Annotated in this window: 30 protein-coding genes and 1 tRNA gene; 6 read left to right on the forward strand and 25 right to left on the reverse strand. The window is 66.3% G+C overall.

Features of this window, described 5'->3' with window-relative positions; translation table 11 throughout:
* Positions 1-34: 34 nt before the first annotated feature.
* A complete protein-coding gene (gene orn, locus GXK59_RS06390) occupies positions 35-664 on the reverse strand; it encodes an oligoribonuclease (RefSeq protein WP_160665271.1) in 630 nt (209 codons plus the stop codon).
* Positions 665-824: 160 nt separating this feature from the next.
* Here orn and mptB point away from each other — a divergent pair, with 160 nt between their 5' ends.
* Complete coding sequence (mptB, locus tag GXK59_RS06395; RefSeq protein ID WP_160665273.1) at positions 825-2,372, forward strand: polyprenol phosphomannose-dependent alpha 1,6 mannosyltransferase MptB; 1,548 nt, start codon at positions 825-827, stop codon at positions 2,370-2,372.
* Here the strand turns inward: mptB and GXK59_RS06400 are convergent.
* Positions 2,365-3,045 (reverse strand): DNA alkylation repair protein, encoded by a 681-nt coding sequence (locus tag GXK59_RS06400; RefSeq protein WP_160665275.1) that lies wholly within the window; start codon positions 3,043-3,045, stop codon positions 2,365-2,367. The genes mptB and GXK59_RS06400 overlap by 8 nt on opposite strands.
* A 44-nt stretch (positions 3,046-3,089) precedes the next feature.
* Between GXK59_RS06400 and map the strand changes: the two genes are divergently transcribed.
* Entirely contained in the window at positions 3,090-3,857 is a 768-nt protein-coding gene (gene map, locus GXK59_RS06405; protein WP_160665277.1) for a type I methionyl aminopeptidase, read from the forward strand.
* On the opposite strand, the gene GXK59_RS06410 is transcribed toward map, so the two are convergent.
* Both GXK59_RS06410 and GXK59_RS06415 read right to left on the reverse strand, forming a co-directional pair.
* The gene (locus GXK59_RS06410) at positions 3,854-4,483 is read right to left on the reverse strand and encodes a GNAT family N-acetyltransferase (protein ID WP_160665279.1); all 630 of its coding nucleotides are present in this window, start codon (positions 4,481-4,483) and stop codon (positions 3,854-3,856) included. The genes map and GXK59_RS06410 overlap by 4 nt on opposite strands.
* A 20-nt stretch (positions 4,484-4,503) precedes the next feature.
* A complete protein-coding gene (locus GXK59_RS06415) occupies positions 4,504-5,034 on the reverse strand; it encodes a LapA family protein (RefSeq protein WP_160665281.1) in 531 nt (176 codons plus the stop codon).
* A 244-nt stretch (positions 5,035-5,278) separates the two neighbouring features.
* Between GXK59_RS06415 and GXK59_RS06420 the strand changes: the two genes are divergently transcribed.
* The 3 genes from GXK59_RS06420 to GXK59_RS06430 all read left to right on the forward strand — a co-directional run bounded on the left by GXK59_RS06420 (position 5,279) and on the right by GXK59_RS06430 (position 8,354).
* Entirely contained in the window at positions 5,279-6,295 is a 1,017-nt protein-coding gene (locus GXK59_RS06420; protein ID WP_160665283.1) for a magnesium and cobalt transport protein CorA, read from the forward strand.
* A gap of 205 nt (positions 6,296-6,500) precedes the next feature.
* On the forward strand, positions 6,501-6,800 hold the full coding sequence (locus tag GXK59_RS06425; RefSeq protein WP_160665285.1) for a hypothetical protein: 300 nt from the start codon (positions 6,501-6,503) through the stop codon (positions 6,798-6,800).
* A 675-nt stretch (positions 6,801-7,475) separates the two neighbouring features.
* Positions 7,476-8,354: a tyrosine-type recombinase/integrase gene (locus GXK59_RS06430; protein ID WP_160665287.1), complete on the forward strand. Its 879-nt coding sequence runs from the start codon at positions 7,476-7,478 to the stop codon at positions 8,352-8,354.
* 57 nt (positions 8,355-8,411) lie between these two features.
* Here the strand turns inward: GXK59_RS06430 and GXK59_RS06435 are convergent, their stop codons facing one another.
* The 3 genes from GXK59_RS06435 to GXK59_RS06445 form a co-directional block, all read right to left on the reverse strand.
* A complete protein-coding gene (locus GXK59_RS06435) occupies positions 8,412-8,912 on the reverse strand; it encodes a hypothetical protein (RefSeq protein ID WP_160665289.1) in 501 nt (166 codons plus the stop codon).
* Positions 8,909-9,397, reverse strand: coding sequence for an ImmA/IrrE family metallo-endopeptidase (locus GXK59_RS06440; protein ID WP_160665291.1), 489 nt, complete (start codon positions 9,395-9,397; stop codon positions 8,909-8,911). Before GXK59_RS06440 ends, GXK59_RS06435 begins: the two co-directional genes overlap by 4 nt.
* 220 nt (positions 9,398-9,617) lie before the next feature.
* Positions 9,618-9,690 (reverse strand) — tRNA-Arg (locus GXK59_RS06445).
* Between the two features lie 128 nt (positions 9,691-9,818).
* Here GXK59_RS06445 and GXK59_RS06450 point away from each other — a divergent pair.
* Positions 9,819-10,511 carry a hypothetical protein gene (locus tag GXK59_RS06450; protein ID WP_160665293.1) on the forward strand — a complete coding sequence of 231 codons (693 nt, stop codon included), beginning with the start codon at positions 9,819-9,821 and terminating at the stop codon, positions 10,509-10,511.
* Between the two features lie 77 nt (positions 10,512-10,588).
* On the opposite strand, the gene GXK59_RS06455 is transcribed toward GXK59_RS06450, so the two are convergent.
* From GXK59_RS06455 to GXK59_RS20420, 18 genes are all read right to left on the reverse strand, one after another.
* Complete coding sequence (locus tag GXK59_RS06455) at positions 10,589-10,924, reverse strand: hypothetical protein (RefSeq protein ID WP_202129074.1); 336 nt, start codon at positions 10,922-10,924, stop codon at positions 10,589-10,591.
* The gene (locus tag GXK59_RS06460) at positions 10,925-11,791 is read right to left on the reverse strand and encodes a M23 family metallopeptidase (RefSeq protein ID WP_160665295.1); all 867 of its coding nucleotides are present in this window, start codon (positions 11,789-11,791) and stop codon (positions 10,925-10,927) included.
* Positions 11,788-12,414 carry a hypothetical protein gene (locus tag GXK59_RS06465; RefSeq protein WP_160665297.1) on the reverse strand — a complete coding sequence of 209 codons (627 nt, stop codon included), beginning with the start codon at positions 12,412-12,414 and terminating at the stop codon, positions 11,788-11,790. Before GXK59_RS06465 ends, GXK59_RS06460 begins: the two co-directional genes overlap by 4 nt.
* Positions 12,411-12,686: a hypothetical protein gene (locus GXK59_RS06470; protein ID WP_160665299.1), complete on the reverse strand. Its 276-nt coding sequence runs from the start codon at positions 12,684-12,686 to the stop codon at positions 12,411-12,413. Before GXK59_RS06470 ends, GXK59_RS06465 begins: the two co-directional genes overlap by 4 nt.
* Before the next feature lie 19 nt (positions 12,687-12,705).
* Positions 12,706-13,779: a hypothetical protein gene (locus GXK59_RS06475; RefSeq protein ID WP_160665318.1), complete on the reverse strand. Its 1,074-nt coding sequence runs from the start codon at positions 13,777-13,779 to the stop codon at positions 12,706-12,708.
* Positions 13,776-14,648, reverse strand: coding sequence for a tail fiber domain-containing protein (locus tag GXK59_RS06480; protein WP_160665320.1), 873 nt, complete (start codon positions 14,646-14,648; stop codon positions 13,776-13,778). Before GXK59_RS06480 ends, GXK59_RS06475 begins: the two co-directional genes overlap by 4 nt.
* Positions 14,649-14,667: 19 nt before the next feature.
* Positions 14,668-15,405: an alpha/beta hydrolase gene (locus GXK59_RS06485; protein WP_160665322.1), complete on the reverse strand. Its 738-nt coding sequence runs from the start codon at positions 15,403-15,405 to the stop codon at positions 14,668-14,670.
* The gene (locus tag GXK59_RS06490; protein ID WP_160665324.1) at positions 15,402-16,214 is read right to left on the reverse strand and encodes a hypothetical protein; all 813 of its coding nucleotides are present in this window, start codon (positions 16,212-16,214) and stop codon (positions 15,402-15,404) included. The genes GXK59_RS06485 and GXK59_RS06490 overlap by 4 nt, the downstream gene beginning before the upstream one ends.
* A gap of 15 nt (positions 16,215-16,229) precedes the next feature.
* Entirely contained in the window at positions 16,230-17,501 is a 1,272-nt protein-coding gene (locus tag GXK59_RS06495) for a hypothetical protein (RefSeq protein WP_160665326.1), read from the reverse strand.
* A complete protein-coding gene (locus GXK59_RS06500) occupies positions 17,492-18,364 on the reverse strand; it encodes a phage tail domain-containing protein (RefSeq protein WP_160665328.1) in 873 nt (290 codons plus the stop codon). The genes GXK59_RS06495 and GXK59_RS06500 overlap by 10 nt, the downstream gene beginning before the upstream one ends.
* Positions 18,361-20,928 (reverse strand): phage tail tape measure protein, encoded by a 2,568-nt coding sequence (locus tag GXK59_RS06505; RefSeq protein ID WP_160665330.1) that lies wholly within the window; start codon positions 20,926-20,928, stop codon positions 18,361-18,363. The genes GXK59_RS06500 and GXK59_RS06505 overlap by 4 nt, the downstream gene beginning before the upstream one ends.
* 192 nt (positions 20,929-21,120) lie before the next feature.
* The gene (locus GXK59_RS06510; RefSeq protein WP_160665332.1) at positions 21,121-21,516 is read right to left on the reverse strand and encodes a hypothetical protein; all 396 of its coding nucleotides are present in this window, start codon (positions 21,514-21,516) and stop codon (positions 21,121-21,123) included.
* A gap of 4 nt (positions 21,517-21,520) precedes the next feature.
* Entirely contained in the window at positions 21,521-22,114 is a 594-nt protein-coding gene (locus tag GXK59_RS06515) for a hypothetical protein (protein ID WP_160665334.1), read from the reverse strand.
* Positions 22,114-23,142: a phage tail tube protein gene (locus GXK59_RS06520; protein WP_160665336.1), complete on the reverse strand. Its 1,029-nt coding sequence runs from the start codon at positions 23,140-23,142 to the stop codon at positions 22,114-22,116. Before GXK59_RS06520 ends, GXK59_RS06515 begins: the two co-directional genes overlap by 1 nt.
* A complete protein-coding gene (locus GXK59_RS06525) occupies positions 23,139-23,414 on the reverse strand; it encodes a hypothetical protein (RefSeq protein ID WP_160665338.1) in 276 nt (91 codons plus the stop codon). The genes GXK59_RS06520 and GXK59_RS06525 overlap by 4 nt, the downstream gene beginning before the upstream one ends.
* A gap of 12 nt (positions 23,415-23,426) precedes the next feature.
* Entirely contained in the window at positions 23,427-23,912 is a 486-nt protein-coding gene (locus GXK59_RS06530; RefSeq protein ID WP_160665340.1) for a hypothetical protein, read from the reverse strand.
* Complete coding sequence (locus GXK59_RS06535) at positions 23,912-24,709, reverse strand: hypothetical protein (protein WP_160665342.1); 798 nt, start codon at positions 24,707-24,709, stop codon at positions 23,912-23,914. The genes GXK59_RS06530 and GXK59_RS06535 overlap by 1 nt, the downstream gene beginning before the upstream one ends.
* Positions 24,709-25,113, reverse strand: a complete 405-nt coding sequence (locus tag GXK59_RS20420; protein WP_202129075.1) for a hypothetical protein — start codon at positions 25,111-25,113, stop codon at positions 24,709-24,711. The genes GXK59_RS06535 and GXK59_RS20420 overlap by 1 nt, the downstream gene beginning before the upstream one ends.
* Positions 25,114-25,129 lie beyond the last annotated feature (16 nt).

Raw genomic sequence — 25,129 nt, forward strand, 5'->3', positions numbered from 1 at the left:
TTTTCGCCAAAATTTTCCGCAAACGTGGCGCAGATTACTCGGCCGGTGCCGGTTGTTCCGCCGTTCCCATGACTTTTTTGGCGATCAGCTGCGCCGTGGCGCTGTCCGGCCCCGGCGCGGGTACGAAGACGGCCTCGCGGTAGTAGCGCAGCTCATCAATGGAGTCCTGGATGTCGCCGAGGGCCCGGTGGCCGCCGAGCTTGGCGGGGGACTGGAAGTAGGCCCGCGCGTACCAGCGCCGGGAGAGCTCCTTGATGGTGCTCACGTCGATGACCCGGTAGTGCAGGTGCTCCACCAGTTCGGGCATGTCACGGACCAGGAAGACACGGTCGGTGCCCACCGAGTTGCCGCCCAGCGGCGCCTTTTTCGGGTCCGGCACCCACTTCTTGATGTAGTCCAGGACGATGGCCTGGGCCTCCGCCATGGTCTTGCCGTGCGGGAGTTCCGCCAGGAGCCCGGAGCGGGTGTGCATGTCGCGGACGAAGTCGTTCATCTGCGCCAGGGCGGCGTCATCGGGCTTGATGACGACGTCGACGCCGTCACCGAGGATATTGAGCTCCGAGTCCGTCACCAGCGCGGCCACCTCGATGAGGGCGTCGTTCGTGGTGTCCAGGCCGGTCATTTCGCAGTCGATCCAGACGATGCGTTCATTAGATATAGGCACGCGCCCAGCCTACCGTTTCGCCGCCGCCGGGCGGTCCGGTGCTAGGATTTCGGGTACGCGTGCGTTGAAATGTTTCGTCATCGCGGCGCGCCCCCCCGGCCCGTTCAAACGGCCGGCTGCGGGCGGGAAAGTGCCCCACAACAGATTGGACGATCCTGAGATGACGGCGCCTGCAGGGAAAACGGCTGCCGGCACGTCCCCGGCGGCATCCGTTGCTGAAGTCGACAACGCCCGTTCGCCGCTTCTGGCAGGATTCATTGGCTCTCTCTTTATGGCGATCGGTTCGCTCGGCGTGGGCTGGCTCGCGCCTGCTTCCGAACTCCGCCGTGTGCCGCTGTTCATCTGGATGCGCACCGAGGCAGTCGGCGTCGGACTGTGCATTGTGCTGCTCGCCGTCGGCGGGATGCTCCTCGTCCGCGCGTGGCTCCGGCTCGGACAGCGCGTGCGGGTCTGGGGGGCGGAGGCCCGCAAGGCCACACTGCAGGCGGTTGTCCTGTGGGGGCTGCCCCTCATGTTCTCCGTTCCGCTGTTCAGCCGCGACGTCTACGCCTATATCGGGCAGGGCCGCCTGATGGTGGAGGGCTTCAACCCGTACGAAAACGGCATCTCCGCGCTGTCGAACTATTTCCAGCTCGGCGCCGACAAAATGTGGACCGAGGCGCCGGTACCGTATGGCCAGTTCTTCCTCTGGATCGAGCAGTTCGTCGTCTGGTCCACCAACGTGCATCCCGAGGGCAGCATTATGCTGTTCCGCCTCGCCGCGCTGGTGGGGATCGTCCTGTGCATCATCTACGTGCCGAAACTGGCCGAACTGCACGGTGTCAACCCGCACCGCGCCCTGTGGCTCACCGCTGCCAACCCGCTCTTCCTGACCAACTTCATCGCGAGCGTCCACAACGACGCCCTCATGATCGGCCTGGCCCTGGCCGGGCTGTACTACTGCGCCACCCGGCGTGTCATCCTCGGCCTGGTCCTCGTGACCCTGTCCATCTCGGTCAAGCCCATCACGATCGTCTTCCTGCCCTTCATCGGCCTGCTGTGGGCCGGAAAAAGCGCAAGCTGGCCGCGGAAGTTCGTTTTTTGGGGGCTCACCGCCGGCATCAGCCTGGCCCTGCTGTACGCCATGAGCCTGGTCAACGGCTTCGGCTTCGGCTGGATCAACGGACTCTCCGCCCCGGGCAGCATCTGGATCTGGTATGCCCCCGTCGGGCTGCTGGGCCTCGTGGTTGCCTCGATCTTCAACGCCTTCGGACTCGACGGCTGGGGGCTGGCCAAATGGGTGTACGACGCCGGCAAGCTGCTGGCGCTCGGTATCATCGCCTGGCAGATCTTCCGCGGCGACTATGACCGCCTCATTCGGCGCCTCACGCTGGCGTTCGCCGCCGTCGTCGTCCTCGCCCCGATGATCCAGTCCTGGTACGTCGTCTGGCTTATCCCGCTCTTCGCCGTCACCGGCATCCGTGATGACTGGCAGGTCAAGGCCCTGTACTTCATCGTGTCATTCTTTATGGTCTACGCGATCTCGGACCAGCTGGAAGTCTTCCCCTACCTGCAGACCGCGGATCTCGGCCTGGCGCTGGCCCTGGCACGCAACGCTGCCGCGATCATTGCCCTGCTCTTCGCCCTGTACCTGATCTTCCTGGACCCCAAGACCAAGCTGCTGTTCAGCAAGTCCGAGGAACCGGTCACCACCCGCCCGGTCATCTAAGCTTCCGTAGCGCCTCCCGGCGGGACAGCGGGCTGAGTGCTTCGCCGTGCCGTGCCGCGAAGTCCCGGACCCAGCCCGGGTCCGTGGCGGCGTAGTCACGCAGGGCCCAGCCAATCGCTTTCCGGATGAAGAACTCGGGGTCGGCCAGGTTGGACTCGATGACCGCAGCGAGCAGCGCAGGGTCGGTGGCGGATTTGGCGCCCAGCTGCGCCGTGATGGCGGCCCGCCGGATCCAGAAGTCCGCGTCGGTGCTCCAGCCGAGCAGTACGCGGGACATGTCCTCCCGGTGTGTCTGCAGCAGCTCGCACAGCCGGTGCGAGACTCCGTCCACCAGATCCCACCAGGCGCCGCTGCGGATGATCTCCTCGTAGAGAGGGAGCATGCTCAACTCACCCGCGGCCAGCCTCAGACCGGTCAGGTCGATGGCCGCATAGCGTTCCTCCCGCCAGCGTGCGCCCCGCCACAGCTCCAGGACGTCGGACTGCAGCTCCTCGAGGGAACCGGGAGGCAGCTCCGTGGCGGCGGCCTTAACGATCCGCCGGACCTCCGGAACCCGGACCCCCAGCGAGGGCATATCGGATTTCATATAGGCCTGCGCGCCCGCCGCCCGGACGGGATCGGCTGCCGCGGACAGCCGTAAGCGGATCGCGGACATCAGCTCAGGGTTGGCCATGAGGCAACTTTAGCCACGCCGCGGCTGGCCCTAGAGTTGAAGGCATGTCGATGATCAAGACCCCAGCCGAGATTGCCCTGATGCGCGCCGCCGGCCGGGTGGTGGCCAACACGCTGGAACGTGTCCGGGAGGCTGCCGCCGTCGGCGTGTCCCTGAAGGAACTGGACGAGGTGGCCGCGGCGACGATTGCGGCCGCCGGAGCGACGCCGGCTTTCCTGAACTACAAGCCGCGGTGGGCTTCGGTGCCGTTTCCCGGGGTCATCTGCACGTCGGTGAACGACGCCGTGGTGCACGGCATCCCCAATGGTTACCGGCTCCAGGACGGGGACCTGCTCAGCGTGGACTGCGGCGCGTTCCTCGAAGGCTGGTGCGGTGACGCGGCCATCAGCTTCATCGTGGGCGCCGCGGACCCGGTGGACCAGGCCCTGATCGACGCCACAGACGCTGCCCTCGCCCGTGGCATCGAGGCTGCCCGGATCGGCAACAAAATGGGGGATCTCGGCTACGCGATTGGCGGGGCAGCACGCCGCGCCGGCTACGGGCTGCTGGCAGACCATGGCGGCCACGGGATCGGCAAGACCATGCACGCCGAGCCGCACGTTCCCAACGACGGCCGGCCCGGCCGCGGTATCAAGCTGACCGAGGGCCTGGTCATCGCGATCGAACCGATGCTCATTCTGGGCGGCAAGGACGATTACTTCCACGACGACGACGAATGGACCCTGCGCTCGGCCAACGGCCGCCGCGCCGCCCACAGCGAGCACACTGTGGCCGTCACGAAGGATGGCCCGGTCATTCTGACCCTGCCTTAGGGGCCGGCGGCGCCGGAGGGGGCGGCCAGCCGGACCACGGCGCGTCCCGGCACGGCGTCGCTGACCACTGCGAAGCCGGCCGCCAGAAAAAGGCCCAGAGTGCCATGGTAGAGGTCTGCAGGTCCGGCCTTGGGCCGCTGCGCCGGGTCGACCGGATAACCTTCCACCACTGTTGCGCCGCGGCCGAACGCGTGCCCGACGGCGGCTGCAAGCAGCTCCCGCGCCACACCGCTCCGGCGGTGGCCGGGGGAGATAACGAAGCAACTCACGGACCACACCCGGTCCCCGCCGGGGTCCCGGCCCACTTCAGGGTCCGCCGCCGTCAACACCTTCGAGCGGAGGATCCGGGGGTAGCACCCGCGGGGCTCGACGGCGCACCAGCCCACCGGGTTACCGCCGCGGAACGCCAGCACACCGGTAGCCGGCGCGCCGCCGTCGAACCTGGCCCGGAACTGGACCTTCCGCTGCTCCGGGGTCGACGCGGACCACTGGGTTCCGGTCAGGGCGAAGAACCGGCACCAGCAGCGCGACGGCTCGCCGCGGACGCCGAAGAGGCGCTCGACGTCGGGCCAGTCCGCCGCAGCGGTGGTCAGGTCTCCCTGACACTGGGATTCTGCCCCTCCCATGGAACGCTCCCTCTCCGGCGTCAGCGCCCGCGCGTCCCCGGGCTGGCCTGTCGGCTGACGCGCTGGCGGTGCGCGGCGAGGCGAAGCTGAATGATGCGGGCGGCTCCGGCGATGGCAACGAGCACACCGCCGCCGACCGCCGCAATGAACAGTGCGATGCCGAGGGGGACCGCGCCGGCCAGGCCGAAGAATTTGACCTGCACGTATTCCTGGTTCTGCAGGATGAAGGCGATGAGCAGGATCAGCACCACCAGCGCGCAGGCAACCGCGGCCCAGACCATGCCCGCACGGGTGACGTGGCGCGGTTCCGGGGCAGGGGCAGGGGCCGGCGGTTCGGTCCCGGCACGGGGAGTGTCCCCGCCCGGCGCCGGGGCTGGCGCGGGGGTTGCGTCCGCCGGGGGACCGGGTACAAGATCGGTGCCGCTTGCCGGGCCCTCTGTGGGGTACGCCGCCTCGGCGGACCCGGACGGGGCGTCAGCAGGCACCGGGTACTGGGCGGTCAAGCCGTCGTTGGGATCGTGGGGATCAAATCCGCGGGGTGTCTGGGTCATGGCGGCCGTACCTTTCGGTTGCGCGCAGGTCCCACAGGTTCTTCCTGGTGTCCTGCCTGTCCCTTCAATCCTAAGCGTGCTGATGGCCGGCGGAGGGCAGGTGGGGCGAGGACTCGCGGCAACAACCGGCGGCCCGGCCGCCGCTGTTCCGCGCGCTGTTCCCGGAAGGCGCGGGTTGTTGGCACCGGGCAGAGGACGGTATAGCGTCACAGCCAAGGGATGCCCGGGCGGAGGAGGCGAGGTCGTGACCATTGTCGACAACGCGGTATACGTGGATGGTCACCGGACGGCAGACCCGGAGAGCCTCGACGAGACGTACTTCATCCTGCGGCAGCGCCAGGGCATGGCTTGGATCGGGCTCTACCGGCCCGATGCGGACGAGTTGAGGTCGGTGACCGAAGAATTCGATCTGAACCACTTGGCCGTTGACGATGCGCTCGCCGGCCATCAGCGGGCCAAGCTGGAGCACTACGGAGAGACGCTTTTCCTGGTGCTGCGCCCGGCCCGGTATCTGGACGAAGTGGAGCAAGTGGAGTTCGGCGAGATCCATGTCTTTGCCGGCGAGGATTTTGTCGTCACCGTCCGCCGCGCCGAATCACCGGATCTCGCACGGGTGCGCCGGCGGATGGAATCCGAGCCAGGGTTCCTGGCCCTCGGTCCGGCCGCCGTGCTCTATGCGATCCTGGACCAGGTGGTGGACGAGTACGAGCCTGTGGCTGCCGGCCTGGAAAACGACGTCGATGAAATCGAGGACGATCTCTTCGCCGCGGACCCGGGCGTATCCCGCCGGATCTACGAACTGTCCCGCCAGGTCATTATGTTCCAGCGGGCGACGGCGCCCCTGGTCATGATCCTGCAGTCGCTGATGGTCGAAGCGCCGGACCACCAGCCCCGTCCCGAGTTGCAGGACCACTACCGGGACGTCCTGGACCATGTACTGCGGCTCAGCGAGCGCGTCGCGGCCTTCCGTGCACTGTTGCAGAATGCGCTCGCGGTCAATGCGGCGCTCGTGGCCCAGCGGCAGAACGATGAAATGCGCCTGTTGACGGAGTCGAGCTACGCCCAGAACGAGCAGGTTAAGCGGATCTCCTCGTGGGCGGCCATCCTGTTCGCGCCGACGCTGATCGGCACGATCTACGGAATGAATTTCCGCAGCATGCCTGAACTGGACTGGGTATTCGGCTACCCGATGGCCCTGGGCCTGATGGTCGGCATGGGCCTGGTGCTGTATTGGACGTTCAAGCGCAACAAGTGGATTTAGCGGGTGCTTCGCGCCGGCGTACTCCGGCTGGCTAAAATTCGGCTCTGGCCTGCGGAAAGTTCCGGCAGGCCAGAGCCGCACTCTGGTGCCCCAGGAGGGAATCGAACCCCCGACCGGCGGATTACAAGGTTGGCGGTTCAGCTGACAATGTCAGCCCACTCTTCCCGGCCCGCCGGCACGAGGATGCCCCGCTGGAGATCGCCGCGTGAGCGCCGCAACGACGCGGCCCACCGTCGGCGCCCTGCTGGCCACTGAGGCGGAGCTCAACGCACTGCCTGAAGGCGCCGTCGTCCTGGCTGACCCCGAGGGCCAGCACGAGCGCGACTACCGCCGCCGCATGCCCATGGTGAAGCTCGACTACGACTACCAGGGCGATCCGTTCTGGGCGGTGCCCCACCACGAAGGCGATATCACCTCCATGGAGGCCGTCCGCCGCTACTCGATGGGCCCGTTCCTGCTTCTCTGGCTCCCGGCCACTGAGCCGGCTGTCGAGGCGGTCGCTTAGACCCCATCACTTAAAAGTAAATGCCGGCCGGATGCGACAACATCCGACCGGCTATGGCAACCAGCTCCCGGCTACGGACTCTGGCTGCGGCATCAGTCTAACTTCTGCCGCCCCACTTTTCCATACCCAAAAGCTGTGCTGCCCGCATACCGAGGCGGTACGGCTACCCCGCCTGGCAACAGCCACACAACACGCTAAGCCCGCGACTTCATGGGCTGCTTACTGGGTCAGAGCCAGTTCCCTTTTCGAGCGCACGGGCAGGGTCCGTAAAGCGAGCCACAAGGCCGCACATGCGAAGGAGTGCCAAGACCGACCGTGAGAACCACCAACCAGGGGTTCCGCCAGATCCGTGCGCACATGCCGCCACTGCCCACGAGTAATGCCGTGAGCCTAGCTAGCTGCCCCCCGGCAGCCAACCGACGACGACCACCCGACCGACGCGGTGTCACAGTCACAGCTTGCCTTGAACGAACACAGCCCCGCGCTGATGTTCCGACAAGGCAAGACCCTGCCCTCCTCGCCCCTCCCTCCCTCTGCGGTATCAGTAAAACCGCAGGTCAGACGGCATGCAGAGAAGGCCCAAGGCCTGCAAACCTTCCAGAATATAGACCGGAAAAACCGGCAAAATCCGTGTAGAACACGTATCGACCGCAAACGATATCCCAGGGGGGACAATTGAACACGCACGACACGCTCGAATACTGGACCGCCTGCATGAAAGCAGCCGACCTCACCGAAAAGACCATCCGCGAGCGCCTGATCTTCATCCGGCAGCTCGCGCGCGGGGTCGGGGACTTGGGGACGGTGACCAGGAAGGAACTGATCGTGTGGACGGCAGCGCAGAACTGGTCGAACTCGACGCGTGTCCATCGCCGGTCAGGGCTTCATACGTTCTTCGCCTGGATGCAGGACGAGCAGCTGCGAGTGGACAACCCCGCATACCGTCTTCCCCGCGTGGCTACCCGGAAGCGGGAGCCGAATCCCTTCACCATCGCGGAGATCAACACGCTGCTGGCCGGTGGGATCTACCGGAAGACCCGGGCCATGGTCGCGCTGCACTACTACCTCGGGTTACGGGTGTCGGAGATCGCGGCCGTGAACGGCGCTGACGTGGACTGGGATGCCCGGACGCTGTCCACGGTGGGGAAGGGCCGCAAGGACGCGACGTTGCCGGTGCCGGCGGCCGCGTGGCCGTTGTTCCTGGACATGCCCCGTACGGGGTACTGGTTTCCGAACCGGACGGCGAACCGTTTCCACGCAGCGGGGGAGGGCCACATCACCGGCAACTCCGTCTCGGGCCTGATCGGTGAGGCGATCAAGCGGGCCGGCCTCAAGCACCGGCCCCATGACCTGCGGGCAGCCCTGGCCACCGAGATGCACGAGGCCGGCGTCAGCGACTTCGTCGTCCAGCGGAGTATGCGGCACTCGAACATGGACACCACCACGATTTACCTCAAGCTCCGGCCCGAAGGGATCCGGCACGGCTTCGACCAGTTGCCGGCCATCACCATCCCCGAGCGCTCCGGCCGGCGCCGGTTGGCTGACGCAGCCTAACCACAAAAGAGCCGGACACCTGTCAGGTGTCCGGCTCTGCATGCGCGGCCCGTCAGATCAAGAACCGCCGTCGTGGCTCTGAATAATAGCCTCCATATGGTGATCATCCTTGGGGAAAAGGTAGCTGGCCACCACGTACACAATTCCGATGACCTCCGCGACGACGGAGACGAACCATCCCGTCATGACTGCGGGATCCAGGTTGTTCCACTGAGAGACCACGTATGCCGCCATGGCAGCCCACGAACCGGCAATAACAAAACCCCCGGCCTTGAGCGTCCACTTCATCATCGTGTGCCGCTTGCCCGCACGATCCTTCAACTCGGAAATGTGTTGCCGCCGCAGCGCCCCCAGGTAGGGATCCTTGTCGAGGAAGTCTCCCGTGCCAAGTTCTGACCTGGGACCTACTGCCGGGGGCGGGTCGATGCTAGGCGACTCATGGGGACCCATGACCACCACAGCCCCCGGTTCGCCCGCAACCTGGCCGCTGCCCGGAGACACGCCCGCGGACGTATAGGGGTCAACGGCGGCCGTGTCGTCGATTTCCTGCGTCGTCATATACCGAGGGTCTGCTTGCGAACCCGCACCGCGGCCGTCGAGACGTGGAACTTCTTTGCAATCTCCCAGTCGTTCCACCCCTGCATGGCGAAGTGCCGAAAGGCTCGCTCAGGCATCAAGAGAGAGCCGGCAAACTCGTTCGCATGGAATTCGTGGATGTCCGACTTGCCGTCGCGGCGGTCGACGAAGCGGGCAGCTACCTCGTCGTGACCCCACATGTGGTGGACGAAGTGGCCCAGTTCATGGGCAATCGTGAACCGGCTCCGGAGTGGCCCATCGTCGATGTCGACGAGTATCTCGGCGGGCTGGTTCGGCTCCTTTTGGATCATGCCTGAAACGTTTGTTCCCAGCTGCGCCTGGAAGCAAGAGATTCCCATGCCTTTCGCTACCGCGATCGGGTCAACAGGCAAGGTCCCGTCCCAGTACTCCTCAAGGGTCAGGGCGGCCTCGGACCGAGCCTTGGCACGAGCTTCGTTGAAGTTCATGTTGAGACCTTTCCTTTCGCCGGCCGGCAGGTACCTTGAGTCCCGGACACAAGTATGGTTGTCCACAGCGTGTGGACAACCTCGTTGCTCCGATTCTACATGGAACCGAAATCCACGCGACCACTTCGTTCTAGCGATTCTTGGCGCCCGAGCCCCGCGGTCCCTCGTCGGATGGAAAAGAAAAGGGCCGGACACTTGGGGGGAAGTGTCCGGCCCTGCGTGCCCCAGGAGGGAATCGAACCCCCGACCGGAGGATTAGAAAGCCTCTGCTCTATCCCCTGAGCTACTGGGGCCCGGCGCAACCCAGTGTAATGCGCCCGGACCGGAGCGGACAAAACACCGGCCAGCGGCTCGGTTACACTTCAGCCTGAGCCCCTGCCTTTGGGGCCGGTCACGGTCGCAACTAATCAAGGGGATAGACATGGGGTTTTGGCGAGAGTCCGTCAAATGGTGGATCGGGCCCGAGCACGCTTGGGAGAACCTTGGCCGGGGCGAGTCTAACCTGGCAATGAGTGAGGGCGCCATTGCCTACCAAGCCGCCCGGATATGGCCGCTGGTGTTCCCTGACGTGGAAAGCCTCCGGACTTTCTGGAACACTCTCGAACGTTTCGTGACGCCGACCCAGGAGGAGAAGGACAGCACCAACGCTGACCTTAGCCCGAAGGTCGTCGCGGAGGTTCATGGCAAGTCGTTTGCGTCCGTGGATGAGCTTATGGAGTACCCGCAGCGGGATCTCCAGTCGCTGACGCTCGTCGCCACTGGCAGGTGGTCCCGCCATGTGCGGGTCGTCTTGCATCTGAGGAAGTCCAACACCGCGCTGCCACTTTTCGCGGCGAAGGGCGGCTACGTATTCGTCCAAGGAACGGAACTTCACGACGCTACTGGAGGCACCAAGTTCGTGGATGTCACCGATACTCTCGCTGCGATGACGAGGCCGGCAACGTTGCGGGAGAGGTTGACCGGGGCGCCGCTGGTCACGAGGTTCACGGAGGCGGAGTACTACGCCGACTCCCGAGCAGCGAAGGTCCGCCGCCAGGCGTGGATCGGAGCCGCGATTATCAGCTTGCTCGGGGGCTACTTCGGTGCCGTATTCCAGCAAATGCTCGGCGGCTGACACGCCTACGGCGCTGCCGCCGGTTTGGCGTGGGACGCAGGAAAGCGCCCGCCCACCGGAGTGGACGGGCGCTTGCGCTACTGGTTGAGTCGTTCGCCGGGGTTGGCCGTGAGTCGCTGCTCGGGATTGACGTTCGGGACCTGGCTGCCTGCTATGTGTTTACCGGGGTAGACAGGTGCCTTGGCTGAGCCGAGTACGGCGCGGGTGAGCCAGTCTGGAAGGCGCGGCTCCAGCCACCGCCAGAACGCGTACCAGGCGCCGCTGAGGACCGCAGCGAGGACCGGCAGGGCGATGGTGGCCAGGCCCTTCAGGTCGGTCTCCAGCGGAGCCAGCACTGGCAGGACGGTGATCAGCCAGGTGACGACCAGCCCCCATGCGTAGGGGACGATCGTGCGGAGCAGAGATGTCAGCATCTACTTGCCTTCCTCTACGGGCTTGAGTTCGTATCGGATCGATGCCAGTTTCTTCAAGTGTTCGTCGAACAGTGGTTTCAGTGCGTCCCCGTCCTGTCCGGGCATGGCCACGATGGAGTCGAACAGGGCCTGGGCGTGTTCGCCCGCGGCCCTCAGGATGGGAGGAACGACGGCGGCCTGGATGTTTACCAGCGTGGTGTTGTTGATGACGCCTTGTCGTTGCTTCTCGATGACGACTGGGTCCTGGCTTACCTCGTAGAGTTTGTTGCCGATCCATTCCTTGTCTTCGATGCTGAGCACTTCGTCCTCCTCGGATGCTGGTGTGATGGTGCCTTGGGCGGTGAGGCCGCCGGCTGTGAAGTATTTGATGGGGTCAGTGCGGCCGTAGATCAGGCCTCCGCCGGTCCTGTAGCTAAGGTCCACGAGGGCCTCAACATGCAGGTGCGGGTCCACGCCGCCGGTGTTACCGGACAATGCGATGAGCTGCCCCATCTTGACGCGCGTTCCGGCCGGTGCCATGTCGTTGTCGGAGAGGTGGGCGTAGACGCCGATCCATCCGGGGTGCTGGATGACGGTGACGATGCCGGGGAAGTTGGCGTAGAGCAGCCACTTCCGGACCGGGCCGGTGCCGGGGAGGTTGTAACCCCAGCCGGCGTAGAGGACGACGCCGTCAGCCATCGCATAGACCCTGGTGCCGATGGGGCATTTGAAGTCCATGCCCGCGTGCCCGAACGGCTGGTAGTTCCCGTACCTGCCGACCCAGTATTCCGGGGTGTCAGTGGGTGCGTTGATGTTGCCGACGATGCCCTGGGTTGCCATCTGCGCGAAGTACTGCGAGACGACATGTTCAACGGTTACCGGCCTCATGGGATCAGGCTTCCGCTTGAGCAGGTGTAGGTGGCTGACCCTGGCGGGTTCGGGGTGCACGTGTAGGTCGCACCGGTGCGGTCCGTGAAGGTGAAGGAAGCCGGTGCCGCGCCGGGCGCGCCTGCGGCGCCTGCGGGGCCGGTCTCACCCTGCGGCCCCGCAGGTCCGGGGACCGTGGAGTCGGCGCCCGACGGGCCTGCCGGGCCTGCCGGGCCTGCCGGGCCTGCAGGACCCATCGGACCAGGCACGGTGGAGTCGGCGCCAGGAGGTCCGGGCACTGTCGAGTTGGCCCCGTCCTTCCCCGGGGGGCCGGGGACGGTGCTGTCGGCCCCGGGCGACCCGGGGTCTCCCTTCGGCCCGGGGATCGCTTCGGTCGGGTTCTGCTGGACGCTGTCGGCCTTCACGCACAGATCCCTGTCATCGACCATCAGGCGCCCCTGGGTGGCGCAGACTGTCTGGATGTCTCGCGCGAGGGTCTGGGAGTTCGCCTGGGCGGTGTTCTTATCTGCCGTCGCCGCCACCTGGTTGTAGACCGTCCAGCCGAGCCCGACAATAATGACGACTGCGAGGACGAGGAACATCCATCTGGGCGGGAACGGTTCACGCTGAGAATGCTGGCTCATACAACGTCACCTCGAAGTTTCGCTCGTAGTTGGTCGATGGTTTCCTCTGCGGTGCGCAGCTCCTCGCGAGTGGTCTTGTGCTCGGTCCGTTCGTCGCGGAGTTCCTTGCGGGCGGTGTCGCGCTCGGCGTTGGCCGTGGCGATGTCTGCCCGCAGGGACGCTGCGCGTTCCGCGTCGAACTTGCGGTAGAGCAGGTACCAGCCGGTGACACCGCCGGCGGCGACGAACGGGGCGGTGAGAGCCTTGACGAGCTCAACAATCTGGGGGTCCACACGTCTTATCCCTCCATTGCTAGGCCGGGCCGCAGTCTTCGACGGTGATCACGATCGTCCCGGTGTTCGCAAACGACACCGTCGCGGAGGTAACCGTGACCAGGGCAACCAGCGAGATCCTGATCGATCCTGCTGCCGTGTTAGTAAAGACGCCCCCGAAGGTCGCAGACTCGGCATCCGTCGTCTGCACAAACGCCTTGTTGTGCTGGTCGCCGATCAACGACCCGTCCGTGCCGCCGGGAGAACCGCCGTAGCGGACCCAGTAAGCGATCACCGCGCCGGCCGTGTTCGATTTGCCGCGGACCGTAGCCGTCACCTTGATGCGCCGGTTCGCCTGCAGGTCGACGTTGAACTGGTAGGGGTTGTTCGCCACGGTGCTGGTCGCTGCGGAACCGGTGAACGTAAACGTTCCCAGCTCGCCGAGCGGCTCCAGATTCCAGCCGGCCAGGTACGTCGCGGTCGGCGCGCCGGGCAGGTCCAGGCGGCAGACCGTCATGCCGGGGTGAGGTGTGGTGATCTCGGCCAGCTCCGCGGCGCTGCGGATCGTGATGATCCCGCCCCGTGCCGCGGTGTACCGCCAGACCTGGGAGATTGAATTCGGAGAACCGGACGTGCCCGTTGAACCGGAAAAAACCTGCGCCTCTGCCAGGACGTAGGCACCGGCCGGAAGCGACGCGGTCGGCTTCGACGGAGAGGACCCCGAGGTGCCCTGCACGACACCGACGGTGGCGACGTTGTCCGCGTCGGACTTCCCCGGATCGCGCTGCAGGACGTAGATCAGATCCCAGCGGGAACCGGATCCAGGCGCCGCGCTGGTGGCGATGTTCGTCGTCCCGGTCAGCGTCGGCGTGTAGACGCCTTCCGACGTCGAGCGGCTGATAACGAGCTGGGCGGGGCCGATGTCGTAGGACCAATCCGAGCGGCCTTTCACCAGCACCGGATCACCCTGCGCGAGCACGCCTGAGCGCGGCACGCCTGGCGCGTTCTCGGCATACTGGCCGGCGAGCTGCAGGCGGTGCTCGGTTGCTGTCGTGCCGATGAAGTTCGGGGAGGTCCCGGTTACCGGGACACCGACGCCTCTGTTCGCGGTCATTGGATGATTCCTGCTTTCTTTTCGAGGGCGGTTAGGCGGGTGTCCTGGTCTTTGACGACGTCGAGGAGCGCGAGCGCGAGCAGGTCGTAGCGGACGCCGTCGATCTGGCCGTTGAAGTAGACGGCCAGTTCGGGCACCAGCTTGGCAACCTCTTCGGCGATCAGTCCGTATTCGTTTTTGTTCCCGGCCTCAAGGTCCCCGGTGTCAGGGTTCGGCCGGGTCTTGCGGTCATAAAGCACCGGGCGGAGCTGGAGCACCTTCGCCGGGTCAACGGCATAGCTCCGGACATTCGTCTTGTACCGGATGGATGAGGTGTTCCGGCACAGCTTCCGGTTCGCGTCGACCCAGACCTGGTAGAAGGACCCGGTGCCGCCGGGTTCGTTGTTGTAGGCCCTGGTCGATCCGTCGGCTTCGGCGACCGCGCTGGTCACGTCCGTCCCGGCGTGGGTATGGGCGGACGGGGCGTACGTGTCGGGCTTGCCGGAGACGGCGCCCCAGGCGACCGAGGACCCTGTCACCAGGCGGACCCACACGCTGTTGACCGCATCCCAGATCTCGCCGCCGTACTGCCCGGGCGCGGACAGCAGCTGCCCGAACCGGGCCATCGGCAGCCCTGTCGGGTCGAAGACGACGAACGTGCCGTCGCTGGTCTGGAAGAATCCAATGGTCTTGCCGGCGGCGTCCACGGTCCGGAAGCCTTCGGCGTCGAACTTGATGCCGGTTCCGTCGGGGCCGGTGATCGATGTCGAGCGCATCGGCGCGGCACGTTCCTGTTCCTGCACCCGCCGGGCCGTCTCGTGCTGTTGGTCCCAGAATCTCGCGGTGGGATCCGGGTCCGGAATGGACCGGGGAATTCCTTCGACGCTCACGCGATACCCTCTTTCCTGGTCACGAGTTCTCGGCGATGAAATCGACGATGGCCTGCACCGGGTAGTTCCCCACCGTCGCCCAGTCGTGATAGCCGGGGACCGTGTTCGCCGTTGCCGTGGCCCCGATCGCGGCGGCCAGGGCGACGGCGGTCGGCTGCGGGGCGATGGTGTCTGACGCCCCCCGGTAGGAGAGCCACTTCAGGCCGGCATACTTCGCCGCGGTGTTGACGGCCGGATTCGATGCGGGCCCGTGGGTGGCGTTCGAATACGTCCCGCCGTAGGCTGCGTTGATGCTCGCCTGGAACAGCGGGTCCTGCTGGATCCCGGCGAGATCACAGACGCCCATGCTTGAGACGACGCAGGCGGTCGACGCGAGATTCGCCGCCGCCCAGTTCATCGCGGTCAGGTGCCCCATCGACTGCCCGAGCAGGGCGATCTTTCCGGCCTTCGCTCCGAGCGTGCCCTGCAGGTATGCCCTCGCGGTCGTTACCCTGGCGACGGCGGTGGGGTTTCCCCAGATGTCACCGCCGAGATCGCAGGACAGGACGGGGAACCCGGCCCGGGCGATCGCCTCAACGAGCGTCCACATGTTCTGTGATGCGGAGTTCCGGCACTCCATTGCCGTCCCGCCGTAGCCGTGGCAATACAGGACCCCCATCTTCGAGCCGTTGGCCTTCCAGTTCCTCGGCAGCACCGCGAGGGATCTCTCTCCCGCGCTGACGTTCCCGACCTGGTACTGCGTCGAGACGCCGCTCATGCCGTCGTCGCCTTCAACCACTGCGGCCAGGTCGAGGCTCCCGCGACCGTCGTGACGACCGGTTCAATCGTCTGCAGCCCGACGACCTTCAGTGTCTTGGCGACGCCCGCAGGGTAGGACTTGCGGACCTTGCCGCCCGCCTCGGTGTAGTAGCTGGTCTTTGCGCTCTCGGCGTGGATCTCCTTCACGACCGTCGCGCCGTCCATGATGCGGAACACGACCTCGCCCGGTGTGCCCTTGATATTGACCAGGGCGCCGAACTCGATCCAGACCGGACGCTCGCCCGGGGTGAAGGTGATTGTCAGCCCGGGGATGTCTGCGGCCGTCTGCGAAACGATGTCGACGGATGTCAGGGATTCGGCGTAGGCAAGATCGTTCCCTCCGGGGCCGACGACTACCCAGGCGGTCGCGGCCGCGCCCGGCGTCCCGGCGGCCCGGTAGGTTTCGAGGGTGTCGGTGGCGTAGAAGACCGTCCCTGCCTTCACCGTGCCGAACGCCGGCCGGGCGGCATACGCCCCGGCCAGGGTGAGCGGGGCATAAGACGCCGACTGATCGGGCAGCTGCGCGGCCGGGATCTTCGTCGTCCCGTCCAGGGTCGGGACACCGTTCGCCGCGCCCTTCGCCGTAGCAGGGACGACAAAGGACACCACGGCCGCCCGGGCCTGGCTGCCCGTGTCATTGAGCCGGGCCGCGAGCGCGGCGTCGGGAACCGTGAGGGCGGCGGCGATGTCGGTCCGGAAGTCGTTGAGGACTGCGGCGGTGATCGGTGTTGCTCCGGCCGGGCCGTCGGCGAACGGTGGGAGTGCCATCCGTGGAGTCCTTTCCTAGAGTTCGGTACGGCTGTAGCCGATGCCGGTGTGCGTGGTCGGTCCCGGGAAGAGGCCGGCACCGGGGTAGATGAGCTGTGAAGGGTCCAGGCTGGTGAGGGATTCGCCGTAGCCGGTGCCGCCGAGCTGGGAGGCGAGCGGGGCGGGGGTGAGCTTGACGTTGAGGCTGCCGTCGCCGTCGATGGCCATGATCCGGACGCGGCGTTTTCCCGCGGGGATGAACGGGTGCCCGCGGGCGACGGTGATCTGCGCGAAGTCGCCGGGGTTGTAGGTGCCAAGCTTCGGTGCGAGTTCGGCTCTGACTTGCACGCCCCAGGATTCGACCGGCCTGGACCCTGCGGCGAGGCCGGCGTCGGCGAGGTCCTGCAGGATTCCGGCGTCTTCGATGTCTTTAGACGCCGAATCTTGTTCGGTCCACGGGTATCCTGCCCGGCCGATCAGCTCGGTAGAGGCTGCGGTCGCGAGCTTCATGTCGACCTCTGATCCGGCGCCGGGCTGCCAGACCCTGTCCGCCATCCCGGTAGCATCGTCGTCTGTGTCGAAGACCGAAACGCCGGAGCCTTCGACGGTGCCGTCCCATGGCCAGTCGGCGCCGGTCTGGTGCAGGATCGGGTCAGCTTCAGTGCCGTGCATCAGGACCCATTCGACGTATGTCGGGTCGGAGGGTTTGAATCGTGGACGCAGGGCGATGTCCGGCCCGCCCTGGCTCTCGGTGAGCTTCTTCAGCAGGTCGCCGAGCCAAGGGAGTTTGTAGCCTTCGTAGTGGCGTTCGTGCGTACCGGCGACGAGCGGCGGAAGCACGATCGGCAGTCCCGGGTTGTTGGGGTTTGTTTCGATGCTGATCCGGATCAGCTCGCGCGCGATGGACCCGCGCGAGAGTCCGGTCAGATCGATGCCGGTTCTGGTCACGGCGACGCCGGCGCTGATCTGTGCCCAGTTCAGCGCCTTCGTCTTGTCCAGCAGCGACCAGAGCCCGGCGCCGATGAGCTCGGTCTTGCCGGTAGCCCGGCGGTACCTGCGTTTCCAGATCGGGCCGCACTCGAGGATCTGGTCCCCGTAGGCGATCCCGAGGAACTGCCGCTTGGGTTCCGTCGCGGCGCTCAGGCTGAGATTCCGGTATTCCTTCGCGGTCGCCGGGAGCGTCGCCTGCACCGTGCCGGGTCCGTTGATCCGCTGGCCCCAGCTTTGTTTCTCGACGGGCAGCGTGGCCGTGATCTTGCCGGTAACAACCTCACCGACGAACACGCGGAACCCGGGACTCACCACCATGCCGGGTTCACCTCCACCATTAGGGCCGCCGACGCCGAGCCGACGGCTTCAAAGAACCAGGTACCCGTCGTGCCGGCCGGGAGTCGGGTCCATTCGCTGACCGTGAGTTCCTTTGACCGGTCGGCGTATCCGTCGAGTAGCACCGATCCGTCTTCGACGTCGAGCGTGAGCGTCTGGCCCGAGACAATTGCACCGGAGTACACGAGCCGGGTCCGGGCTACGGTGTCGGTAATGCTGAACCCGAACGGCAGGTTCCCGGTCACAGTGAAGCGCGGCGCGGTGTCGGCTTTCCCGCTGTTCGTCAGCGTCACCGTTCCCGGGGACCCGGGCGTGCCGTAGTCGATGACGCCCGGCGGGGCCGGCGCGTAGAGCGGGTACGGCAGCGCGCCTGCGGCGACGGCTACCCCGGTCGAGTCGGCCAGGGTGGCTCCGTACTTGCGCGGATCGGCGCAGAGCAGCTGGATCAGATAGGTCGGCGTGAGGTCATTCTTCCAACCGATCTTCACGCCCGAGGCGAGGGACGCCGCCGCGGACATCGGCCACAGGGCCGAGTCCGTGACGGCGAGCAAGCCCTCGCCGCCGTCGCCGAGCAGCGCCGAGATTTCGAGCTCGGCACGCGCGGCGACTATCTCGGACGGGCAGGTAACATCCCCCTCCAAGGTGACCATCCGGGCGCCGCGCTTGCCTGGTTCGCTGAATTCCCCGTGTTCGCCCTCGCGTTCGGTCCGGTTTCGGCGGACGTCGGTCGAGTTCGTCCAGCCGTCGAACCTGTCCAGCCAGATGGTGTAACCCTCGGGCATGACCAGCGACCCGTCGGTGCTGAATTTCAGCGCGCCGACGGTGGCGGTTTGCACTCTACTCACTTCGCGCTCCACATCAGATTTTCGGCGGTTGCCCGGCCGAGTAGTTGCTCGTCCATTCCGGGCGCGGCCTGGACGGTGACAGGTCGCTGTTCCTTGATCGCCCGCACCAGATCATCGAGGCTCGAGCCCGAGGACCCGGCCCGGCCGCCGGCGGCGGATCCGAAACCGCCGGCCGAACCTCCCGCCGGGGAGAGCTCGGGCACGGTGACCAGGTTCGACATCCGTTCGTCGATCCGGCCCTGCGTCCGGCCCACGCCGACCAGCACGCCTTCGCCGATGTTCTCGCCGAGGCCGGCGAAGACCCGCGAGGGCGAATGGATCCCGAGGGCGACTTTGAACGGTTCGACGATCCAGCCCGGCAGCAGGCTTAGGAAGAAATTCCCGATCGTGCCGGCCAGGGACCGGACGCCGTCCATCAGCCCTTCGACGATGTTCCGGCCCGCGCCGACCAGCCAGTTACCGGCGCCCGCGAGGGCACCGATAACTTGGCCGCCGAGGCCGCCGAGGACGCCGAGGACGTTCCCGACCATGCCGGACACGCCGGACACGATGCCGCCCCAGATCCCGCCGAGGAACCCGCCGACCGCGCCGAACACGGCAGCGATGAAGTTCCATGCTGCGCCGAACCCGGACACGATCGAGCCCCAGACAGCGGACACGGCGCCGGAAATAATCCCGACGATGCCGCCCCAGACCGCGCCGACGAACCCGCCGATCGCGCCGAACACGGCGGCGATGAATCCCCAGACGGCATTGAACACGGTCGAGACGACGGACCAGACCGCCGATAGAGCGCCGGTAATTATGGCGATGTACCAGTTCCAGATCCCGACAAAGAACCCGCCGATCGCGGTGAACACGGCGACGATGTTGTTCCAGATAGCGGCCATCTCGTCCCCGTGTTCCTGGACGAACGCGGCGAGGATGTTGCTGACCAGGCTGGTGATCCAGTTCCAGACACCGGCGATAAAGTTCCCGACGTTGGTAAAGATCGTCGTGACAAAGTTCCAGACCTCCGTCAGCCCGTTGACGATCGGGTCCATCACGGCATGTACGCCGGTCATCACGACGGCGACGATCCCGTTCCAGATGTCGCCGATAAATCCGGCGAAGCCGTTCCACACGCCATCCCACCAGGAGAGGAATCCGGCCATGATGCCTTGGAACCAGCCGACGAAGCCGCCCCATATTTGCGTGATAAACGCGACGACGGTGTCCCAGTGCATCACCAGCAGGACGATCGCGGCGATCAGCGCAGCGATGCCGACGATCCACCAAGTAACGGGGCTTGCCCACATAGCCGAGTTGAGCACCAGCTGCACAGTCGCCCAGGCCGCCATCCCGGCGTTTACGGCGACGATCACGGCCGCGAAGGCGCCGAGGGCGATCACTACCGGGACGATAACCGGGGCGAACTGCTGCAGATTTTCCAGGATCGGGGTCAGGATCGGCAGCAGCTGCGCGCCCATCGAGCCGAGGGCGGTTTCCGCGGTGCGCTGCAGTTCGGTGAAGGCGGCGCCCGGGCCGGAGTGGAGCTTATCGCCGAGGTTCGCCGCGGAACCTTCGACGGTGCCGAGGGCTTCCTGCGCGTTGAGGATCGAGTCGATAAACTTCGGCACGTTCTCGGTGCCCATATCTTCGAGCGGGGTGCCGAACAGAGCGATCGCGGTCTGCGCCTGCAGCGCCGGGTCTTCGATTTTGTAGAGCCCGTTAGCGATTTCTTCCATCGCGGTCCGGGCGTCTTTCCCGCCCAGCGCCATCATCGAAGCCATTTCGCCGGCGTCGGATCCGATCAGCTTCATCGCGTCGGCGGTGCTCTTGGACCCGTCGGCCGCCCGGATCGTGAGCTCTTTGAACGCGTCGCCGGTTTTGTCGATGCCGTAGGCGCCCTGCGCGGACGCGTCCGCGAGCATCGTCATCGCCTCGCCGCCGGAGAATCCGAGCTGCGCGAACATCGGGCCGTATTCGTCGACGGCGTCGAGGACGTCCTCGCGGACGTTTGTCGGGACTTTGGACAGTGCCGCGGCGAGCAGGTCGGCAGCTTCGACGCCGTCCTTTGCTAGCCCGTTCGTGATCATCTGCCCGGCGACCTGCGCGGTCCTGGCGACGTCGATCTCGAAGGCTGCCGAAAGATCCATGACTTTACCGGTCACGTTTTCGATGTCGGCCTGCGAACCGTCCGCGAGTCCCTTGATCGAGGACAGGGTCGCGCCGACGCCGGCGGATACGGCTTCAAAGGATTCGCCGTACCCGTCGGCATACATCGCGCCGGCCGCGGACCCGGCCGCCGCGGCAGCCGGGCCCGCCAGGTTGAGGCCGGCGGTCATCGTCGACGTGACCGAATCCATGTTGATAGCCGTCGTCAGCCCGGACATCAGCGCGGTGCCGGCGATGCCGCCGGCCGCGACGGCGGTCATCGGATTGAACAGTTTCGCCGTCGCCTTCGCGCCGGCCGCGCCGAGCTGCCCGGCCATCGAATCGGCGGACGCGACGACATCCTGGAATGTTTTGTCGACTCCCTTCGAAGTCGCGAGGATGTCGAACAGCAGTTGCTGCGTAGCCACGGTGCCGCCTTTCGTTTTAGCGTTTCTGCCGGGCGTTGTCCTGCTGCTCTTCCCAGGCGCGGGCGTTCGCGACGAACTTCATCCACATCAGGTAATCGAGGTCCCACACGTTGAGCGGGGTGATGCCCGGCCAGACGTGCGAGATCGTCGTGATCCAGCGGAAGACGGACGCCTGGATGTCGTCGAGATCCTCTAGCTGGTGAGCGCGGCTGGCACGACGGCCGGATCGGTATCCGTCGGACCCTGCGGAGGGTCCGCAGGTTTTGTTTCCTCCGTCTCGGCTTCGAATCCGATCTGGGAGAGCGGGAAATCGTTCGCTTCCGCGACGGTCACGGCCTCGCCGGCGTGCCGCTTGCAAAGCCAGACCATCGCCTGCAGCGCGAGCAGGTTGTCCTCTTCCTCGAGGAAGTCCAGCGGATCCGCGGGGCTGCCGTCTGTCGGCGCCGAGTCTTCCATCCTTTTGAAGGCATCGCGCAGGGACTTGATCCCGACGCCGGACTGCATTTTCAGGACGTAGAGGTTCCGGAGCGTCGCGCCCTGGATCGCTTCCTGCAGGGGATATTTCGTTCCGGCCACGATCAGCTTCATGCCGTCAGCCCTTTCCGTTGAGTGCGTCGTCGATAGCGGCGAGCGCCTTGTCTTTTGCTTGGATCCGTCCGCGCTTGATCGGTTCCCACCAGTAGGGCTGGCCGAACTGCGTGACGAATTGGTCTTTGTTGCCGAAGACCGGATGGCGCAGGGTCTTTTTGTTCCAGCCCTTGACCATCACGCCGCCGACGGATTTGTCGGCGCGGACGCTGATCCCGGACCGGGTCGAGCCGGCGACGACGCGGGTTTTGAGCGAGGCCGCGACGCGCTTCCGCATCCCGGTGCTGCGGTCGCGGCCGGCGGCTTCGGCCTTGTAGACGTTGACGGTCCGCAGGTAGGCCTTCCGGCCGCCCTTCGCCTGGATCCGTTTGACGCGCATCCCGGCTTTGCGGGCGTTGCCGGGTTTCTGCCCGGCGAGGATCGCGCGCTGGTCTTTGATGATGTCGTCGCCGACGCCGCGGAGGTTGCGGCGCAGGTTGCGCTGCACTGCGGGCCCGATCTCTTTCGCCCTCGCGAGCGCCTCGCGGATGTTCGGCGAGGTGATCGTGATCTCGGGGAGATCGGGCCCGCCGCCGCGCTGGTGCGCGGAGCGTGCCACTAGATCGCGGTGTCGGTGGTGACCAGCGCGACGCAGATCGGGGCGCCCGCGACCAGGCCGTCGAGGACGGTGAAGTCGATCGACTGTTTGATCACGGATCCACCGCCGGACTTGGGCAGTTCTCCCTCGAGCCGGATGTCCGGCAGGTGGATCTGCAGGACCGGCTTCGCCGAGGTCCCGATCGTCGTCGCCGCGGTGAAGGTCAGCGTCAGCGCGAGCGGGGTCTGGTTGAGGTAGGCATCGCGGAGGACCGTGTCGGAGTATTCGGCCGTGACCTTGCCCTTCGCATCGGCCATCCCGACGACGGGCCGCCGGCCGCGCTTGCCGCCGGCGCCGAGGTTGAACCCGCCGTCGTCTATCTTGTTATCGAAGGAGACGGTGAAGTCCTCGATCGTGGCCGCGACGGTGCCGCCTGTCGCGAGCGCCGACGCGGTCGGCGGGGTCTGGGATCCGCCGATCGTGATCGCGCCCTGCGCGAAGTGAAAGAGTTCCTCGCCGATGACGTAAGACGGGGCAGCGTAGGGGGTGTCGGTCTTGACTTCCTTCGCTTCCCAGCTGGTCTTGAGCTTGACGATGTCGGCGTTCGATGCGGAGAATTCGCCCGAGGTGCAGACCGCGCCGAGGAACGTCATCGGCGTGACGGCGCCGCCGCCGAGGGTCGGGATCCCCTTCTGAATCGTGTAGGAATTCAGAGGGTCCGTCGTCGTCGGCGTGTAGAGCTGCTGAAATACGCCGGCCTGCGCGGGGACTGCCGTCGACACGGCGGACCCGAACAGGGCTTCGAGGAAGACGCCGAGGCCCTTGCTTACGAGTTCGACGTTAATGTCGCCGCCGGCGGACTGCTTCGCCAGAACCCGGCGGCGCGAGCGCGCCAGCCGGGACCCGACGCGCATCCCGGCGCCCTGGACGAACGTCGGGTTCCAGGCGAGGGACTCGTCGACGAATTCGGGGAACCGGTCGACGGTAACGGCGGTCCCGTAGGTGGTTTCTTTTTTCAGACCGATCGAGCAGTCGAGTTGTGTGGTCACTTGCTGTCACCTTCCGTTGCGGAGCCGTCGGCCGGTGCCTGCGCGCCCTCTTCCTGCCCGTCGGGGCTGTCTGCCTCGTCGGGTTCCTGCTCGGCCGCCAGCGAGGCAGCCAGCGTCTTAGCTGGCCGGTCGGCGGGTTCGTAGTTGCCCGGCTGCAGCAGCAGCGCCCGGGCTTGGTCCTCGGTCACGTCGACGATCTGGTCGGGCTCGAGGACGGTCCGCAGCAGCGGGACGTCGAGCGCGCCGAGCGGTGAGACGTTTTTGATTTTCATCGGGTTTTTCTCCTAAGCCTGGATCCGTGCTTTAGCGGTGAAGGTCGCGACGACTTCGGTCACGCGGCCCTGTTCGATCAGGTCCTCGGGCGTGGCGCCTTCGGACTCGTGGCCGGACAGGACACACAACCGGACGATGCCGCCGAGGGTGGTGTCTTCCATCCGGACGTGATGCTCGATACGGCGCAGCAGTTCGTAAGCGCGTTCGGCCGTCTCGATCTCGGCCTCTTCGCCGCCGCCCCGGAAACAGGACACGGTCACCTCGAGGCTGAGGGTTTCCTCGCGGCTGCGGTTCGTGCCTATCGTCGCCGTTTCCTGGCCGGAACTGAGCCGGCCGAAAGAAACGATGTCGTCCGGGGCGTAGGTCGAGGGCTGCCCAAACACGACGTAGACGTGTTCGGTGTCCACGCCGCCGGCGAACAGATCCGCGGTCGCACGGTAAAACGCTTTCTTGAACGCGAGCCCGAGCGTGGCCTGCGTCAGATCGAGGCCGGCCATCAGGCGAACCCGCCGATCTGTTCGTGCGGCGCGCAGAGTTCCATCACGCGGCGCGGGACCGCGAAGCCGGACGGGGTGAAGACGTCGGCCTCGGGCCGGTTGCCGCGGACGTTGCCGCCGCCGGATCCCTGCATTCCGCCCTGCCACCAGAACCGGACGAGCTCGCGGGCCGCAAGCCGGATGTTAGGTGGGATCACGGCCGAACCGATCCGGTAGGTGATCACCAGCTCGCCGACGCCGAAGGGCCGCACGGCGGACCGGGACCCGCCATAGATCAGCCCGGACGCGAGATCGGGGACATAGTCCAGGACCGGGGCGCCGTCGAGCGTGATCCCGAGGATCTGACTCGGTAGATGCGGAAGGATCACAGTCGACCCGCCGCCGGAACTGACAAAGGTCTTTGTCGCCGCGAGCATCGGCCCGGTGATGTCCTCGATAACGGGAGTCGCCGCGGCGTTGTAAAGCCGCAGATCATCCATCGTCGCCGGGTCCGCGTTCGGCGCCAGCTTGAGCCCGTTGCGGATTTCATCCATCGGGATCAGGAACTGCGGGTCAGCCGGCCAGACATCGAGGATGTCCGTGTAGGCCGCTACCCCGTTCCCCGACCAGGAGAGCAGGTAGCGCCCGGGCATGGCCGGGGTGAAGGCGGCCACCGTCCCGGCGCCGGTCCCCGTGGGAACCGGCGCCGGGTCCAGCAGCACGCCGTCGGGCCGGGTGACCGCGAGCGCGTAGGGTCCTTCCGCCGGGGCGGTGGCCCACTTGACGGACGCCCGTGCGCCCAGGTCAACCGAAGCCATTACTTCTTAGCCGCGGCTTTCGCTTCGGCTTCGGCCGCGGCTTTCGCTTCGGCGTCTGCGTCAGCCTTGGTCTTCGCTGCCTGCTCCTCGAGGAGCTTGGCGGCGGCCTCCTGGGCGTCGGCTTCGGCCTGTGCCTTGGCGGCTGCCTGGGCGTCGGCGTCTGCCTTGGCCTGGACTGCGGACTGGCGGAGCGGCTGGTTGCCGCGGGCGGTAGCTGTCTCGACCTGACCTGTGACGGTGGCGGTCTCTACGTCGGGGTCGACGGCCATGCCGTTGAGCAGGAGCTGGTTGGCTTCGGCTTCAGGCAGGGTGATGGTCTGGCCTGGTGCGGGCCAGTCCTTGCCGTCGCGGGTGCCGGAGATGCGGGCGACCAGCTTGACGGTCTTGTTGGATTTTGCGGCCATGATCTTTCTCCTTTGG

Origin of the sequence: Pseudarthrobacter sp. ATCC 49987, assembly GCF_009928425.1 — a bacterium.
Lineage (GTDB): Bacteria > Actinomycetota > Actinomycetes > Actinomycetales > Micrococcaceae > Arthrobacter.

Coding starts and splice junctions, on each gene's coding strand:
- GXK59_RS06490 (WP_160665324.1), bottom strand. CDS start 16,214: ATGGCACTCCCACCGTTCGCCGACGGCCCGGCCGGAGCAACACCGATC.
- GXK59_RS06415 (WP_160665281.1), bottom strand. CDS start 5,034: ATGACCCAGACACCCCGCGGATTTGATCCCCACGATCCCAACGACGGC.
- GXK59_RS06450 (WP_160665293.1), top strand. CDS start 9,819: ATGGGGTTTTGGCGAGAGTCCGTCAAATGGTGGATCGGGCCCGAGCAC.
- GXK59_RS20420 (WP_202129075.1), bottom strand. CDS start 25,113: ATGGCCGCAAAATCCAACAAGACCGTCAAGCTGGTCGCCCGCATCTCC.
- GXK59_RS06465 (WP_160665297.1), bottom strand. CDS start 12,414: ATGAGCCAGCATTCTCAGCGTGAACCGTTCCCGCCCAGATGGATGTTC.
- GXK59_RS06455 (WP_202129074.1), bottom strand. CDS start 10,924: ATGCTGACATCTCTGCTCCGCACGATCGTCCCCTACGCATGGGGGCTG.
- GXK59_RS06530 (WP_160665340.1), bottom strand. CDS start 23,912: ATGGCCGGCCTCGATCTGACGCAGGCCACGCTCGGGCTCGCGTTCAAG.
- mptB (WP_160665273.1), top strand. CDS start 825: ATGACGGCGCCTGCAGGGAAAACGGCTGCCGGCACGTCCCCGGCGGCA.
- GXK59_RS06400 (WP_160665275.1), bottom strand. CDS start 3,045: ATGGCCAACCCTGAGCTGATGTCCGCGATCCGCTTACGGCTGTCCGCG.
- map (WP_160665277.1), top strand. CDS start 3,090: ATGTCGATGATCAAGACCCCAGCCGAGATTGCCCTGATGCGCGCCGCC.
- GXK59_RS06440 (WP_160665291.1), bottom strand. CDS start 9,397: ATGAACTTCAACGAAGCTCGTGCCAAGGCTCGGTCCGAGGCCGCCCTG.
- GXK59_RS06435 (WP_160665289.1), bottom strand. CDS start 8,912: ATGACGACGCAGGAAATCGACGACACGGCCGCCGTTGACCCCTATACG.
- GXK59_RS06510 (WP_160665332.1), bottom strand. CDS start 21,516: ATGAAGCTGATCGTGGCCGGAACGAAATATCCCCTGCAGGAAGCGATC.
- GXK59_RS06475 (WP_160665318.1), bottom strand. CDS start 13,779: ATGACCGCGAACAGAGGCGTCGGTGTCCCGGTAACCGGGACCTCCCCG.
- GXK59_RS06535 (WP_160665342.1), bottom strand. CDS start 24,709: ATGGCTTCGGTTGACCTGGGCGCACGGGCGTCCGTCAAGTGGGCCACC.
- GXK59_RS06410 (WP_160665279.1), bottom strand. CDS start 4,483: ATGGGAGGGGCAGAATCCCAGTGTCAGGGAGACCTGACCACCGCTGCG.
- GXK59_RS06485 (WP_160665322.1), bottom strand. CDS start 15,405: ATGAGCGGCGTCTCGACGCAGTACCAGGTCGGGAACGTCAGCGCGGGA.
- GXK59_RS06495 (WP_160665326.1), bottom strand. CDS start 17,501: ATGGTGGTGAGTCCCGGGTTCCGCGTGTTCGTCGGTGAGGTTGTTACC.
- GXK59_RS06525 (WP_160665338.1), bottom strand. CDS start 23,414: ATGAAAATCAAAAACGTCTCACCGCTCGGCGCGCTCGACGTCCCGCTG.
- GXK59_RS06460 (WP_160665295.1), bottom strand. CDS start 11,791: ATGAGGCCGGTAACCGTTGAACATGTCGTCTCGCAGTACTTCGCGCAG.